At 52.9% G+C, this 15,338-nt stretch carries 10 protein-coding genes; 5 read left to right on the plus strand and 5 right to left on the minus strand.

The window, feature by feature from the left end; translation table 11 throughout:
• Positions 1-39 precede the first annotated feature (39 nt).
• The 4 genes from B7994_RS14100 to glmM are packed head-to-tail and all read left to right on the plus strand — an operon-like array spanning position 40 to position 3,331.
• The gene (locus B7994_RS14100) at positions 40-582 is read left to right on the plus strand and encodes a hypothetical protein (RefSeq protein WP_158213118.1); all 543 of its coding nucleotides are present in this window, start codon (positions 40-42) and stop codon (positions 580-582) included.
• Complete coding sequence (locus B7994_RS09215; RefSeq protein ID WP_158213119.1) at positions 579-1,577, plus strand: alpha/beta hydrolase; 999 nt, start codon at positions 579-581, stop codon at positions 1,575-1,577. Before B7994_RS14100 ends, B7994_RS09215 begins: the two co-directional genes overlap by 4 nt.
• Before the next feature lie 58 nt (positions 1,578-1,635).
• Positions 1,636-1,968 carry a cupin domain-containing protein gene (locus B7994_RS09220; protein WP_088638173.1) on the plus strand — a complete coding sequence of 111 codons (333 nt, stop codon included), beginning with the start codon at positions 1,636-1,638 and terminating at the stop codon, positions 1,966-1,968.
• A gap of 22 nt (positions 1,969-1,990) precedes the next feature.
• Positions 1,991-3,331, plus strand: a complete 1,341-nt coding sequence (glmM, locus tag B7994_RS09225) for a phosphoglucosamine mutase (RefSeq protein ID WP_088638174.1) — start codon at positions 1,991-1,993, stop codon at positions 3,329-3,331.
• A 65-nt stretch (positions 3,332-3,396) separates the two neighbouring features.
• On the opposite strand, the gene B7994_RS09230 is transcribed toward glmM, so the two are convergent.
• On the minus strand, positions 3,397-5,079 hold the full coding sequence (locus B7994_RS09230; protein ID WP_088638175.1) for a putative transporter: 1,683 nt from the start codon (positions 5,077-5,079) through the stop codon (positions 3,397-3,399).
• Between the two features lie 9 nt (positions 5,080-5,088).
• Positions 5,089-5,652 (minus strand): FISUMP domain-containing protein, encoded by a 564-nt coding sequence (locus B7994_RS09235; RefSeq protein ID WP_088638176.1) that lies wholly within the window; start codon positions 5,650-5,652, stop codon positions 5,089-5,091.
• 118 nt (positions 5,653-5,770) lie between these two features.
• Here B7994_RS09235 and B7994_RS09240 point away from each other — a divergent pair, with 118 nt between their 5' ends.
• Positions 5,771-6,652, plus strand: a complete 882-nt coding sequence (locus tag B7994_RS09240; RefSeq protein ID WP_088638177.1) for a LysR family transcriptional regulator — start codon at positions 5,771-5,773, stop codon at positions 6,650-6,652.
• Positions 6,653-6,703: 51 nt separating this feature from the next.
• Here B7994_RS09240 and recD read toward each other — a convergent pair whose 3' ends face one another.
• The 3 genes from recD to B7994_RS09255 are packed head-to-tail and all read right to left on the minus strand — an operon-like array spanning position 6,704 to position 15,331.
• Positions 6,704-8,536 (minus strand): exodeoxyribonuclease V subunit alpha, encoded by a 1,833-nt coding sequence (recD, locus tag B7994_RS09245; protein WP_088638178.1) that lies wholly within the window; start codon positions 8,534-8,536, stop codon positions 6,704-6,706.
• On the minus strand, positions 8,536-11,952 hold the full coding sequence (locus tag B7994_RS09250) for an exodeoxyribonuclease V subunit beta (protein ID WP_088638179.1): 3,417 nt from the start codon (positions 11,950-11,952) through the stop codon (positions 8,536-8,538). Before B7994_RS09250 ends, recD begins: the two co-directional genes overlap by 1 nt.
• Complete coding sequence (locus tag B7994_RS09255; protein WP_088638180.1) at positions 11,945-15,331, minus strand: exodeoxyribonuclease V subunit gamma; 3,387 nt, start codon at positions 15,329-15,331, stop codon at positions 11,945-11,947. The genes B7994_RS09250 and B7994_RS09255 overlap by 8 nt, the downstream gene beginning before the upstream one ends.
• Between the last annotated feature and the right edge of the window lie 7 nt (positions 15,332-15,338).

The raw sequence follows: 15,338 nt of genomic DNA on the forward strand, positions 1-15,338 counted from the left end.
GGAACCGTTGCCGGGGTATTTTTTTATTATTCTTGCAGTATGATTTGCAAGAAGTGTGGCCAGGAATTTCCGGATGATATGTCCAATTGCCTCTGGTGCGGTGCACCAAACGAGGATTTTGGAAAGGAACCTGTTCCCCCTGACTGGGGCGAAGAAAAAGACGACGATGATCCGGATGCTCTCGGAGGCGACCAACACCCTGCCGGCAACTTCATGTGGAGCGCGGCTCTCGGCGGACCCATTTTTTCGACCATTGTGCATTACAGGAAATTGAAGAGCCTTCGCTTCTTTTTAGAATTGGCTCTCGCCAATGTCGCGATAAAGTTCTTGTTTAGAGTCCTGGATAATAGCATTGATTGGACTGAGTTCCCTCTTTTGGCTCCACCTGCGGTTATCTTCTCATGGGTGATACATGTTTGCGTCATGGGGAAACTCGGTGCCTGGAGAATAAAGGCCTATATACCCAAATACAATGTAAACGAATACCGCCGTCGCGAAAAGATAGGCGTCATTCTCGGCTTGATCTTTTTTATTGTTATGGTCACCCTGGAAATTTTGTTTACCCTGTGGAAGTTGCGATGAAGTTTGTATGTGTGCTTGCGCTTCTGGCCTCGCTCGCGATGGCGCAGAGTGAGGATCCGCTTCTCGGACAACCTTTTACAATCTATTCCTTCGAGGCGGGAGACAGCGCGCAGTACCATGCGACGGTTGTGCGATATGTAGGCCCGCAGACGGAAAATGTTCGCAAGGCGGCCGTGCTTTATATCCATGGATTCAATGATTATTTCTTCCAGCGAAACCTTGCCGAAAAGATGGATTCGGCGGGCTATGCCTTCTATGCAATAGACCTGCACAAGTACGGACGCTCGTATCGCGATGGTGAAGTGATGGGAGAACTTCGCGATATCCGGGAATACTATGCTGAGCTTGATACGGCAATTGCGTTTGTTCGTAATACAGAGGGGGATTCGGTACCGCTCGTGATGCTGGGGCACAGTACCGGCGGACTTATCGCGTGCCTTTACGCGGCAGACCGCGACAACGGTGCTGGCCTTGCGGCCATCGTGCTCAACAGTCCGTTTCTGGAGATGAACTACGGCTGGCCGATGCGTAAGATTGTCGTTCCCGTGTTTTCTGCAGTGGGCGCGTTGCTGCCGGGTTTGGGAATCCCGCGAAGCGTTAACGAGAACTACGACAAGAGTCTTCTGAAATCTGATTTTGGCGAGTGGGAGTACGACTCGAAATTGAAAGTGCGCGGGAGCCTCCCGATAGACTTTGGCTGGCTCCGTGCCATCCATCAGGGGCATGCGCGTGTGCAGGCCGGCTTGCGGCTTGTGCCTCCGGTGCTAGTGATGCATAGCGGCTGCAGTTACCGCGATGACGACTGGAGTGAAGAATACTCCCATTGCGATGGCGTGCTGAACGTGGAGCATATCCGCGAATATGGCCGGAATCTCGGGTCGAGCGTGCAGCTCGAAGAAATCGAGGGCGGCCTTCACGACCTGTTCCTTTCGCATTTGCCGGCCCGCGACAATGCCTACACGAAGATGTTCGAATTCTTGGATAGCAGGCTCTGATTTGCGTACTTTGAAATGCTATAATTCATAGTGCTTTCAGGTGAAAGACGAGGTTACGATGATTATCGATTTGAAAGGCATGGAAACGACGGTGCTGCCGAACTTCAAGGGCGGCGAGAAGGAATACAAGGCAAAGATGTACTTTGACGGGACGACTCGCATTATGCACGGGACGCTCGAGCAGGGTGCATCCATCGGTTTCCACAAGCACGAGACCAACAGCGAGATTATGTTCTTTGTAAGCGGCAAGGGCAAGGTGCTCTTTGACGACGGCGTGGAATATGTGGAAGCGGGCCAGTGCCATTTTTGCCCGAAGGGCCATAGCCACAGTCTGATTAACGAGAGCGAGGAACCGCTCGTGTTCTACGCGTGCGTCCCGGAACTCGGATAGGTTTAAAAACGGAGTATACAAGATGTCAAAACTGATGCGTTCTATTTCGGGTATCCGCGGTATCGTGGGCGATACCCTCACCCCGCAGGTGCTCAAGAGCCATGTGCGCGCCTTCCTCGAGATTACAAAGGCGAAGCGTGTCGTTATCGGGCGCGACAGCCGCCCCACCGGCGATGCCATCGTGCAGTTTGTCGCGGGCATCTGCCGCCTCTCTGGCGTAGATGTTGTGGACGTGGGCCTTTCGACGACGCCTTCGGTGGAACTCCTGACGGTGCATTTCAAGGCGGATGCGGGTATCATCATTACCGCAAGCCACAACCCGCTCGAATGGAACGCACTCAAGTTCCTCAACAGCAAGGGGCTTTTCCTCGGGCCCGACGACGTGAAGAAACTTTTTGAACTCGCCGATGCGGACAACTTCAGCTATCCCGACTACCGCACGATGGGCAAGTACGAGGTGGCGCCCGATGCCGACGGCATCCACATCGACGGGACGCTCAAGATTCCGTTCGTGGACGTGGAGGCGATTCGCGCGAAGAAATTCAAGGTGGCCGTAGATGCCGTGAACGGTGCGGGTAGCTACATTGTGCCGCGCCTCTTGGAACAGCTCGGCTGCGAGGTGGTGCGTGTGCATTGCGAACCCGATGGCACGTTCCCGCGCGGTGCGGAACCGATTCCGGAAAACTTGGGTGACCTGCGTGAAGCCGTGAAGAAGAATGGCTGTGCTCTCGGTTTTGCGGTGGATCCGGATGCGGACCGCTGCGCCCTCGTGGACGGTTTAGGACAAAGTATTGGCGAGGAGTATACGCTCGCGATTGCAACTGAAGAAGTGCTTAGCCAGAAGAAGGGTAGCGTCTGCGTGAACCTTTCGACGAGCCGCATGAACGAAGATGTTGCCACGAAGTACGGTTGTGCTTTCAGCCGCGCGAAGGTGGGCGAGATCAACGTGAGCCTGCAGATGATTGAAAACGGTTGCATCATCGGCGGCGAAGGCAACGGCGGCGTGATTCTGCCGGCGCTCCACTACGGGCGTGATTCCCTGGTGGCAGCGGCTCTCGTGCTCAGTTGGATGGCGCACCATGACGGCGGCCCCGAGAAGTTCGTGGCCGAAAACCCCGCCTACGTGATGCCGAAGAAGAAGTTCGAACTCGGCGACAAGAAGGTGGCGGACATTTTGCCTAAGGTGAAGGCTGAATTTGCCGGCTGGAAGAGCGACGAACGCGACGGCCTGTGGCTCGGGAGCGAAAAGTCCTGGGTGCACGTACGCGCGAGCAATACTGAGCCTGTTATTCGCGTAATCGCTGAGGCGCCTACAGCGGAAGAAGCAGAAACATTGTGCAGTAAAGTCGAAAAACTTATTTAGCGACCGCTCAATATTGTGTATATAAAAAAGCCCGCCGCAAACGCAGCGGGCTTCTTGCTTTCTTTTTAGGTAGAAATCAGCAGTATGGCGAGTACCTGGCCGCTCAATATGCGTAGCAGCATGGTGAGCGGGTAGACGGAGGCGTATCCGATGTTGACGGCTTCGCTGTCGGCCTGGCCGTTTGCGAAGGCGAGTGCGGGCGGGTCCGTGGTGGCGCCCGCAAGCACGCCGCAGAGCGAGAGGTAATTCACCTTGAATACCAGGTGCCCGACGGTTGCGACAATGGCGAGCGGCACGAAGGTGATGAGCGCGGCGAGGCCCATGTAGTAAATTCCGTCGCCGTTCAGCAGCACATCGAAGAACTTGATGCCCGCATTGAGCCCTACGCAGCTGAGGAACAGCGTGAGCCCGAATTCGCGGAGCATGAGGTTCGCGCTGTTCGCCATAAAGAAGTTGAGCGGTCCGATTTTGCGCTTGCGGCTCAGGAGAATCGATACGATGAGCGGCCCACCTGCAAGCCCGAGTTTTAGCGGGGTAGGCATTCCCGGGATGGCGATAGGGATGCTGCCTGCGACGACCCCGAGGAAAATCCCGAGGAATGCGGGCAGGATTTCGGGGTGGTCAAGTGCAGTGAGCGAATTGCCGAGTTCCTTTGCGGCGGCCTCGATGCCTTCGGCGGTACCGACGAGCAGGAACTTGTCGGCGAATTTTATGCGCATGTCCAGCCGGCCAGTGAACTTGAAACCGCTGCGGACAACGCGGCTCACGTTCACGCCGTAGCGATCGGCAAGGGCGAGCGCACCGATGGTCTTGCCGAGCACCTTCTTGTTTGTGACGAGAACCGTCTTGACCAAGATGGTGCGGCCGCTATCTGCTGCGGTTTCCTTAGTAATGGGGGTCTCGAGGCGCTTGCCAATAATCTTTTCCATGATGGCGACGGCCTCGGGCATGCCCACGATATGCAGCTTGTCGCCTTCCTGTATTACGGTCTTCCCGTTCGGGGTGAAGATATCGTTACCGCGCATCAGTCGCGTGACGACGGCTCCGCTCGAAATCAGGTCGGGAATATCTTTCAGCAAGGTCCCGAAGAGGTTTTTGTTTTCGACAGTGAGGCTGCACGATTCGATTTCCTTTGTGCTTGCCGCGATATCGGCGGCGTAATCCTTGGCGGCCTTGTCTGGGTTCTGCCTAAAGAAAATGCGCACGAGGAGCATCACGAGTATAATCCCGATGACGCCGAATGGATATGCAACAGCGTACCCGATGCCCGTAAGGGACGTGTCCACCCCAGCCGCGGCAAAGGCTGAATTCGCGGCTCCAAGGGATGGCGTGTTCGTGACTGCGCCACAGAGCATCCCGATGAGCACGGGTACGTTGTTATGCATATCTGTAAAGAAGTACAGGCAGAGCGTTACCGCCACGCCGAGGAGCACGATGCTTGTCGAAAGTATGTTGAGCACGAGCCCGTGGCGGCGTATGGAATCCATGAATCCGGGCCCTACCTGCATGCCGATGGTGTACACGAACAGGATGAGCCCGAATTCTTGGATAAAGTGGAGTACGCTTCCGTCGACGCGCAGGCCAATGTGCCCAAGGGCAATGCCCACGAAGAGCGCGCCCGCCCCGCCGAGGCTGATTCCCTTGACCTTGACTTTCCCGAGCATGAGCCCGAGTGCCGCGGTGAGCGCGATGGCAATGACCTGTTGTGCGACAGAGGGTTTTGTGAATAAGTCAATGAGCCATTCCATGGCTGTACCCTACTTCTTGATGCACCTGACCGAGGCGTCGATATTCTTGTTGAAGTGTTCGAAGGTGTAAGCCGAATCGGTCACGCGGACCATGTAGGCCCTGGAATCGTCGAAGGCGTCTGCGGTCCAGAAGCTTGCGGTTTGCCCGCGGTCGGCGAACTTTCCGTCGTAGTACTTGAATCCGGCAAACTGCAGGTTGAAGGAATCCTTGTTCTTGAGTTCGGTGATGGCCTTGCCTTCGAAGGCGGCCTTGAAATCTTCGCGGGTCGGCAGCCCCCAGCCCAAGGGGCAAGCGGAACTCATGGCTGCATCGAAGGAATACAGGCGCCCGTCCGTTTCGCAGTTTTGGTGATTGTTGTCGTAGCAGATGCTGGAATCGGGCGTGAAGACGGCGAGATTTTCGGCCATCCAGGTGTTGCCACCCATGACGATGGTGGAGTAGGTCTTTTCGGGGCATTCGAGCTTATTGGCGGCCTGGTCAAAGGTGCAACCGCGGTTGTCCTGGCAGGCGATAAATGCTGTGGCGGCAAGGATGGTGATGGTGGCAAAAGCCGTGTTCTTGATGTGCTTCATAAATAACTCCTGTGTTTTTCGGCCGTAAAGGTAGCAATGGTAATTGATAATGACTAATGCATTATTTATATTTAATTCATCACTTTTAGTTATGAATTGCGCGAGGTAATAAAATAGTATGGAACTGACACATCTCAAATATTTTCTAGAAGTCGCCCGTACGCAGCACGTGACGCAGAGCGCGCATAACCTGTGTATTGTGCAGCCGGCGCTTACCAAGGCCATCCACAAGCTCGAAGAAGAAATCGGTGTTCCGCTGTTCAAGACGAAGGGCCGAAACATCGTGTTGACAGAATATGGTAAGTATTTCCACGAACGTGTGCAGCCCCTTTACGAAGAAATTGGCCGGCTCCCGCAGGAGTTGCGTGACATGGCCAGCGATGATGCGGTAAAGATTCGCCTGAACGTGCTGGCGGCATCTTCGTTGATAACTTCTGCAGTGATTGCCTACAAGCGCCTCCATCCGGAAATCAGTTTCGACTTGAGCCAGAACGAAAGTTCGACCATGTACGATATGCGCGTTTCTACGTTTGCGCATGCGCGCCTTGCAACTACCGACGACGATGCAGCTTGCAGTTTCGAGGAAGAAATTTTCCTTGCCGTCCCGAATGTGGATCAGTACAGGAAAATGGATGCGATTTCACTTTCACAGATGAAGGGCGAAAAGTTTATCGGGCTTGCGGGTACAAAGCAACTGCGCAATATATGTAACGAGTTCTGCCACGATATCGGCGTGCAGATGGACGTTTCGTTCGAGAGCGACAACACATCGGCCATCAAGGACGCAGTGGCATCGGGCATAGGCGTGTGCTTTTGGCCAGAATACACTTGGGGCCGTGTCGAAAAGCGCAAGATTCGCCTGCTAAAGATTGTGGATGCCCCGTTCCGGCGCGAACTTCTCGTGACCATGCGGAAGAACAAGGCCGACAACCGCAATACGGAACATTTCTACAAGTTCCTAGTCATGTACCTGAAGAAACACTTCCGCCACCATCGGTAAACGGCACCGTTTATTGCTGAAGTGTCATCCCCGCGTAGGCGGGGATCTTATCTACAACTCAATTCCCGTATCGCGCTCGATGACTGTTTCGCAGGCGGCCTTGAACGTCTCGGATGTCGCGACGATGGTCACGGAATGCTTGGCGCGGGTAATGCCGGTGTAGAGGATTTGACGGTTGAGGAGCGGGTGCTCGGGCCTCGTCGGTATAAACATCAATACATTGTCGTATTCGGAGCCCTGCGCCTTGTGGATGGTAATGGCAAATGCTGTCTCAAGTACATTGGGCGCAAACTGGTATTCCGGATAAAAAACGAACCCTCTGTTGGTTTTGAACAGGATGAATTTTTCCCCGTTACCATTGGTAAAGAGAATACCCGTGTCTCCGTTGTAAAGCTTGAAACTGCTCTGGTTGCGGTTGAGCATTATAATCTTGCTGATGGGCGCTCCCTTCGCTTTTGAAAGCAGGAGGCGTTCTATTGCATCGTTGATGTTCTGGACGCCCGCAGGCCCCGACCGCTCTGCGGAAAGGATGCGTGCCTGTGTGCAGAAGTTCCAGACGCGCTCCAGCAATTCATCTTGGTTAGGCTTGTTGGGGGTAACTTGTGCGGCAAGCTCCACGAAGGAATCTAGGTACTCGCTGGCCCATTTTTCGAGGATTCGCTGTAGCTGTGTGGATTTTTCGCGGGTATCCAGGTTCAGCAATTGCACTTCGCTGTGCATGTCCCATTCGCTTGGCAGAACAAATGTGCATGGAGACTGGCTAAAATCGAGTTTAGCCAATTGCCCGATGGCCGAGTTTTCGTTGAAGCGCCTTGAGACGGTAAGCTTGACAGTTGAATCGGCCTTGGATTCCAGAAGTTCGCCGAGTACGGCGCCTGCATCGACGGAAGGCAGCTGGTGTGCATCGCCCAGGAGGAAGATTCGTGCGCTATGCGGTAGGGCTTGCAAGAAATTTGCAAAAAGCGTCAGGTCGATCATGCTCGATTCATCGATAACGAAAACGGAATTTTCCGGGAAGCGGTTTTCGGAGTTATAGATGAATTTATTGTCGTCGGGCTTGTAGCCCAGCAGCCTATGGAGCGTATAGGAATCTGCGTTCGACATCTTGTTATAAATGACGAGGTTCGTTTCGAATTCGTCGGCGCCAATCAGGTTCACGGACTGCTCGATGCTTTCCTTCATGCGGTCGGCGGCCTTGCCGCTGGGAGCCGCAAGATAGAGTGGCGCCTGCAGGTGCTTTTCGGAATTCAGGTAGAGTTCGCGGAGCAAGAAGAAGGTGACCGTCGTCTTGCCGGTGCCGGGCCCGCCTGTGATAATCAGGTTTTCTTGCCTGCCGCGGATTACGGCCAGCGCCTGTTCTTTTTCCAGCGTGATTCCGCCCCCTTGCGGGCCACGCGTGATAGATTCGATGGTCCGGATGCATTGCGGGATTTCGGATTCATCGGAAGGAATGTGGTTGAAAAATTCCTTGACCTTGTCTTCGACGATGACTTTCGCAAAATAGTATTTGGAAGGGTACAGGAATCCGTTCTGCAGTATGAAGGGTTTCTGGTAGAAGGAACTGGCGTCCGGTGCGCTGTCAATAATATTCCCGTAGGCGCCCTGCTTGATAGATGATGCCCCGTTCACGATGGATTCCGAGAACTGCTCGAAATCTGCAATGCCCAGGTTCTGCATTTTCCTGCTGATTGCCTTGCGCAATGGGGCTTCTTCGACGGAAATTCGCGTGTCGCCGTCGCTTTGCTTTGCAAGCAACAGAGCAAACAGGTTTAGCGCATCCTGGTTCAAATTCTTCTGGAGGCCGGTCAGGAACTTGAGTAACCGCGCCTGGAGCGAAGATATTCCGCCGCATTCGAGCAATGTGTTGATGAACGTATCACGCATCAGGCGATAATCTCCCTGTAAAGTTTTTCCAGTTCTTCGAAGGAGCCGAATGTACTTGCCACTATGCCGCTATTTTCGTTTGCGCGGCAACCCCTGAAGAACACGTAGTAGATGCCGCCAAAATAGTTGTCGAATATTTCCTGCTCGCTCATTTGCGGGTAGAACGATTTTAGCCAGCGGATTAGTACGTAGGAATAGAGAATCTGTTGCACGTTGTAACGGCGCAGGAGCATCTGGTTCTTCATGGCTGGTTCATCGTATGTATCGATATAGTCCGATTTCCAGTCCAGAATGCAGTAACGCCCGTTCCGCTTGAACAGAAGGTCCATGAAACCCTTGCAGTAAAGGTTTATCACTTCCTTTTCGCGCGCGGATTTTAAATCCATAAAGAAGAGCATTTCGCTTCGGCGAGAATCGTTGGCGATTTCATTAAGGCTAAAGGAATCTTGCCCTATGGAATTGCCTTCGATAACGGCAAGGCTGGCGTTGAGCGTATTCCAGACAAAGCTGATAGTTGTATCGAGCCAATCGGGGTGGGAATCGATATCCAGCGATTCGTGCAAGAACGAAGAGACGATCAGTTCCTTGAATGCGGAGTCCTGTTTTAGTGTTTGCAAGTCTGCCTGGCCTATCTTTTGGAAATCGACGAGTTCAAAAATCTTGTGCAGCGCGTTACCGAGTTCTGCGCCGCGCGGGTATGTGCTTGTATCCTTCACGGTGCGAGCGGCACCATCGCCTTCGTCTTTTTGCAGGCGGCCTTCGTCTGTTTCTTGTTCCTGCTTGCCGTGTGCAATTTGCGAGTACGACGTGGAATGCGGGAAACGCCCCCAGACCTTCCAGGCGGCCATCTTTTCTGCCAGTTTTGTGGCGTCAATTAGGCTAGTGTCTTTTTCGCCGTTGCCCATGCCACCTAGAATCTGGGAGATTCGCGCCTTTACGTTCTCGACAGGCTTTTCAACAAGGCGTTCGTAATACAGTTCCTGGTTGGTGCTGTTCTGGCAAAAATCATCCATGGTTACAGAAAGCCAGGTCATCTCTTTCTTGCGTTCTTGCAGTTTGCCGTCCGCCCTCTTTTTCATCTTTGCAAAGCGGGGCATGATAAGCATGTGCGTTGCGCGAGTAAATGCGACATAGAACAGGCGGCGCCATTCTGCTTCTGTTTCGCGCCTTGAAAGGTCCTTTGCGTCGTCGTCAAAGCTCAGGTTCCGTTTGGAATCCGTTTCGGAATGCACCAGATAGGGCCCTGAAGAACCGATATGCCCGCGTTCGCCTGCGACAGAAATGACAATCGGGTATTCAAGCCCTTTTGATGCATGGATTGTCATGGTTTGGATGACATCGAGGTCAGTTCCCTTCGCGACGATGCTGGAATCCTTCAGTGCGCTTTCGGAATTAGTGACAAGGGCGTCCAGGTGGCGGACCAGTTCTTCAAGCGAACAATTGGTCGTGTAGAGGTATTCGACGGCGTAATCCCCGATTTGACGAATCTTGTTTAGACTCTGGAGATTTTCTGGCTGATAGAGTTCACCCATGTTTGGGGAATCTGCGTAAATACTTTCTTGCAGTTCGGCCCACCGGCGTGATTCTGCAAGCGCATGCCACTTGGCAAACGTGGAAATCTCGTCGATGCTCTTTTCGCCGGCTGTGAGGGCGTTTATGTAATCTAGGTCCCTACCCCAGAAGTCTGTCAGCAATGCGGCGTATAGGAGGTTGCGGTTCCTTTCGGAGTAATTGTCGACGTCGATTGCCTTGAGTAATGCGCTCCATTCGGCGCATTCCCTGCTGGTAAACAGGTTTTCGTCTTTGTAGCGCAAGAAGGGTAGGCCGACTTTGCGCAACTTGTATTCAACGTGCTCGAGTTCGGAACGCGTACGTGCCAGAATCGCGAAATCCGAGAATTTAACGTTTCGCAGTTCGTGTGTTTGCTTGTCGGGAACTTGTAACCGGGTCTTGTCGCCGTCGAAGGTGCAGAAATCGATGATGTTGTTGACGACGATTTCGGCATATTCCTTTGGCTCGATGTCTTCGGCACTAATCCAGAAAGGCTTTACGGGTTTCCCCTTGTATTCCGCATTGGGTTTCGGTTCTGGCGGGCAGTCGGACGGCGTGAAATTGAGATGGAAATGCGGGCTCGTTTCGAATAGCGTGTTGCAGGCTTCTATCATCACGTCGCTGGAACGCCAGTTGGTGGCAAGTGCCTTCCCGTGCCCGATTTCGGAGATGGCCTTTTCGTAGACGCTGAGGTCTGCGCCCTGGAACGAATAGATGGATTGCTTGGGGTCGCCTACCACCAGAATGTGGTGTTGGCCGTCGTCGGCTTCTACAAAAATCTTCTTGAAGATATCCCACTGGAGCGCGTTCGTGTCCTGGAACTCATCGATGATGGCGTACCTGAACTTTTGCCGGATGGAGCGAACCAGGGGAGAATTTTCGACCATGACGGCGTTGCGCACGTTTCGGATCATGTCGTTGAACGACTGGATCTTCTTGGTGCGTTTTTCCTTTTCCCATTCCCTGTACAGTCGTGGAATATAGGTGAACAGGCATTTCTGCAAAAGAAGGGTGTCAATTCCCTTTTTGGAGTCGAGCAGGCTCTTGAAATCGACGATAATCTTCAGCGCGGTTTCAAAGTCGCCTTGTGGCTCTTCGATATTGATGCGGAATACGGTCCCGCTATAAAGGGCCTTTCCCTTGCGCCATTCCTTGATGGCGTTTAGCAAATCCTTGGCAGTCTTGCTCTTGGTGACATGCTGGTCTGCGTTACTTTGCAGAACATGGACCGCTGCTGCAAAAATTTCTACGAGCAGCAGGTCTTCGTAGTTCTTGGCTTCGCTTATCTTGCCCAGTTCGCTGTAAGCAAGTGGGGCGCCGCCTGCAGTGATATCGGAATCGGGCGGGAGCGAAATAGTTTCGGGAATGTATGTCTGTATGGCACTCTTTAGGAGTGCAGAAAGGCTAGCTACGTTTCCGCCGCTCTTTAGGAACGTGATAAAGAGTTCTTCGTGAATCCAGTTGTCGCGAATCAGTTTCTCTATCAGGTCCTCGACGGCGCTCTCGTCAATCATCTCTTGTTCAAATGGGACGCTTGCTTCGTATGCAAATTCGGCAGAGACTTTTTCGCAGAAGGAATGGATGGTGCCGATGGGGGCGCTATGGATATCACGGAGCGCCTGTTGCAGCATGGCGTTCCCCGGAGCCTTCAGGGACTCCTCTTCGATTTTTTTGCGGATGCGGTCCTTTAGTTCGCCTGCCGCTTTTTCGGTATAGGTGACGATAAGGATCTGGTCGAGCGTGAGGCCGTTTAGAACAAGCCGCGCGACAACCTGCTGGATGGTGTACGTCTTGCCGGTTCCTGCAGAAGCGGCAATGAACAGGTTTTCATCTTCCTTGAACTCATTGATGTTGAAATTATCCATTTTCACCACTCCAGATGGGCGCAAGAAGTTGAGTCTGTTCCTTGATGGCGGTAATCCATTCTTCCTTGAAATTGTCTATCGAGAATCCCGAGAATTTTTCCGGGGCAAACAGGTTTTTCCCGTCAAAGTATTCCCATGGGCCATTTTGCGATGTCAGTTTGTTGCGGTAGTCTGCAAAAGACAGGATTTGGGGTTCATCGAAAAGTTGTAGCGGAGCGCATTTCCCGTATTTCTGGATGAAGGCGCGGTCGAACATTTCTTCCAGTAACTGCGAAGCGTCTGTGGGCAGTATCGCAAATGAAATCTCTTGCGGGGAATCGCTGGAGCACAGGTAAATACGGAGGATGAATGTTTCTGCAGTGTCTTTTGTGGAACTCGATGCTGCCATAAGGAGCGCATCGAGATACATCTTGACGAAATCTGCGGTGGAACCGCCGTTCTTCTTTACCGTGAAAAGGATATGCTTGTGTTCGTCTAGCTGCGAATACCAATCCAGCGTGGTCGTAAGCGTCCAGAGGTGGGCTCCGTTATTCAAGATGGCTTCGCGCTTTTCCTGGTATGTTGCGGGAATCAAGAAGTCTCCGCTCTGGATTTTTTGCGAAACATCCATTGCGAGGTCGTTGTACTTTTGCTGGACCATTTCCCCGAAGATTCCGTTCGGGAACTTCCTCTTTAGAATCCATTCCTGTTCTGTCTTCGTGTACCCGCTAAAGTCTTCGCTCAAAATGGAATGGACAAATTCCTTGAGCAGTTTTGACTTGTCGTAGGCCTTCAGGTCTATGGGTTCAAAGAGTTCCTTTTCCGGGTTTTCTTCGATAGAGGGCAGGCGTACGGATTTCGCCAGCTGGAAACGGAAGGGGTCGTCAAAGAACAGCTTGAGTTCCCGTACGGTAACCTTGTCCGGGAGTATTATGGGCTTGCCTTCGATTTCAATTTTCGGCGGGTTGTTCACGTTGCCGTCAATATGCAGGCTCTTCCTGTTCCGCAGGGAGCGCTGCGTAAATAGTTCGTCGGCCGGTCGCGTCTCGTCGAGCGGGATTTTCTTTTCGTCAAATTCCTTCGCGCCCGGCACGCCCGAAGAGGCGATGAAGAATTGCAGGTCGCGTACCACCGATGCGGGGAAAAGCTCTTCGTCTTTCTGCAGGTTCCTGTTGATGTAACTGATGTGGAAACCTTCCGTGGCGCTCATCAGCTGGCAAAGGAACGTATAGCAGTTGCGGTCAATGACGGAATCGTCGCCGGGCCAGCGCGCCGCCTGCGAGCGCAAATCTATCGTGTTCTGCCTCTTGCGGCCAGGGAATACGCTCGCGTTTGCCCCGATGAAGAAGATGTGCTTTGCAGGGATGGTGCGGTTGACGGAGAACTTCATGAATGTGAGTCCGCCGCTGAACAGCCGGTTGTTGCCCCCGCGGGAATTCTTGCATGCGCATTGGATGGTCTGTTGGACAATTTTCCAGGAGATGTATTCGGCTCCGGCATCAAACTGGATGTTCAGTAAGTCGATGGCGTTCTGGACTTTGTGCCAGATGCTTTTCTCGTTAATGAATTCATCTTCGTTTGCCGGGATGGAGACCCAGTGCGAAAGCATCTTTTCGAATTGCTGGATGCCGTTTTTGTCGCTAACGTCGAGGCCTTCCCGCGCAAATGCAATCCATTTGCGGAGTCCGTCGATACAATCGATGAATTTCTGTACGGAATCTGAATTACCGGATTCAATATCTGAATAGGGCACGTACCCGTCGCTTTCGGAACGGAACGGGCTTGCGCTCACCTGCGAGAGTAGGAGCTGGTTGACGCAATGCTCCCAGTCGTCTTCACGGATTTTGCCCCCGTGACGGAACACGTTCATGTTCACAATCCATTGTTCCCATGCGGAGATGTAGTCGGGATTTATGGAAAGCGAGGACTGGACTACCGGATTCTTTACAAGACTGAAAAATGCCGGCCTGGAAATGTAACCCTGCTGGTGAATTTCGAACAGGTTGTTTATGGCGTTTTCAATCAGGGAATCCTTTTCGGGATAATCTGTAATGGTGAACGGAATGTAGAACGGGGAATCCTTTTTCGCCGCATTGAAGACCTGTTCGATGGGGGTCCTGTACTGGTCGAGATTCGGGGACACTACAACCATTTCGTCGAGGCGTGTTCCGCTTTGCAGAAGCTGGCAGACTTCCGTATGGAGGGCTTCTATCTCGCGCAATGCCGATGGCGCCGCTGTCAGGGAAAGCGTATGGTCTGCCGCCTTGCCGGCATTGTCTTGCAGGAGATCTGCGTCGAAAACATTCTTGCGGTGCGCTACCAGGTATTGCACCTGGTGCAGCAGCGTGTCGGGGCAGAAATCTGCATCGACAAAATCGAACGTGTAGTCGCTGGAGAGGCACCAGAGCCTTATGTTTTCACGGCCGGTGCGGCCCCAGTTTTTCAGCAGCAGGTTTTCGTTTTCGTCCAGGTTCTGCTCGGCATCGTCATCTGCCGTTTTGGGCAGGGCGATTCCCGCAGGCGCATTGGACTTATTCCAGTGCTTTACATGCTTTACGTCGATATCTTCCCAGAATTCCATGCACGGGTTCTGGATATAGGCGTAAACCTCTTTCTGGTTTGCGATTTCTTGCAGGATGACCCGGTAGAATTGGCCCATTCCGGAGAGCCCGAAAATAAAGATGGGCCTGTCGCAGTCAAAATTGTTGTTGCATTGCGAAAACAGGTAAGGCAGTGTCAGGAATTCTGTTTCTTGGTTGGTGCGCTTTACCGTTGCCTTGAAAGTCTTGGTCAACAGGGATTCGCCGCCATCGTTGTGGAAAAGCTTGGCGTAGATATGGCGCTGCCATTTTTCCTTGGGGACGGGCCTGTCCTTGGTCGAGAAGAAGTCTCGCAGGTCGCCCTGTTTCCAGTAGGCGAGCAGGCCTTCGTGATGGTCACTTTGCAGTGGCGAAATGAAGTTGCCCGGGCGGCTCGTTTCGTATTCCAGGAAGAGTCCCGCGAGCGTGTTGGCAAAATCAAAAAGTTTGGCGTCGTCAATCTCGCCGGTTTCGCCATCCAGGTAAGAATGGAGTTCCCGAAGGATGGGTGTGTTCTGCTTTAGGGCGTTGCCCTTGAGGTATGCGAGTAGCACGTTCCGGAGGATATCGGTCGAAATTTTCTGTTTCGAAGAATCCCCATGCGAAAGGACGCGGAACAGGAACTTGTCAATCGTCGTGACTTCAAGATTCGCAATGACACCTTTCTTTTGCACCCAGCGCAGGCGGAACCACTGTTCCAGTTTCGGGTCCGGGAAAATCACCATGGGCGCCTCAAACGGGTTTTCCCAGCACCACGAAATCTCGTCAATCATTTGGTCGACGAGGTTTGTCAGGTTCAGTGCAAAATTCAGGTGCAGCATAGTGAGA

The sequence above is a fragment of the Fibrobacter sp. UWR2 genome (assembly GCF_002210285.1).
GTDB lineage: Bacteria > Fibrobacterota > Fibrobacteria > Fibrobacterales > Fibrobacteraceae > Fibrobacter.

Bases quoted from the DNA above. Each gene is read 5' to 3' on its own strand.
- recD (WP_088638178.1), bottom strand. From the start codon at position 8,536: ATGCGTGATACGTTCATCAACACATTGCTCGAATGCGGCGGAATATCT.
- B7994_RS14100 (WP_158213118.1), top strand. From the start codon at position 40: ATGATTTGCAAGAAGTGTGGCCAGGAATTTCCGGATGATATGTCCAAT.
- B7994_RS09215 (WP_158213119.1), top strand. From the start codon at position 579: ATGAAGTTTGTATGTGTGCTTGCGCTTCTGGCCTCGCTCGCGATGGCG.
- glmM (WP_088638174.1), top strand. From the start codon at position 1,991: ATGTCAAAACTGATGCGTTCTATTTCGGGTATCCGCGGTATCGTGGGC.
- B7994_RS09255 (WP_088638180.1), bottom strand. From the start codon at position 15,331: ATGCTGCACCTGAATTTTGCACTGAACCTGACAAACCTCGTCGACCAA.
- B7994_RS09230 (WP_088638175.1), bottom strand. From the start codon at position 5,079: ATGGAATGGCTCATTGACTTATTCACAAAACCCTCTGTCGCACAACAG.
- B7994_RS09240 (WP_088638177.1), top strand. From the start codon at position 5,771: ATGGAACTGACACATCTCAAATATTTTCTAGAAGTCGCCCGTACGCAG.
- B7994_RS09235 (WP_088638176.1), bottom strand. From the start codon at position 5,652: ATGAAGCACATCAAGAACACGGCTTTTGCCACCATCACCATCCTTGCC.
- B7994_RS09220 (WP_088638173.1), top strand. From the start codon at position 1,636: ATGATTATCGATTTGAAAGGCATGGAAACGACGGTGCTGCCGAACTTC.
- B7994_RS09250 (WP_088638179.1), bottom strand. From the start codon at position 11,952: ATGGATAATTTCAACATCAATGAGTTCAAGGAAGATGAAAACCTGTTC.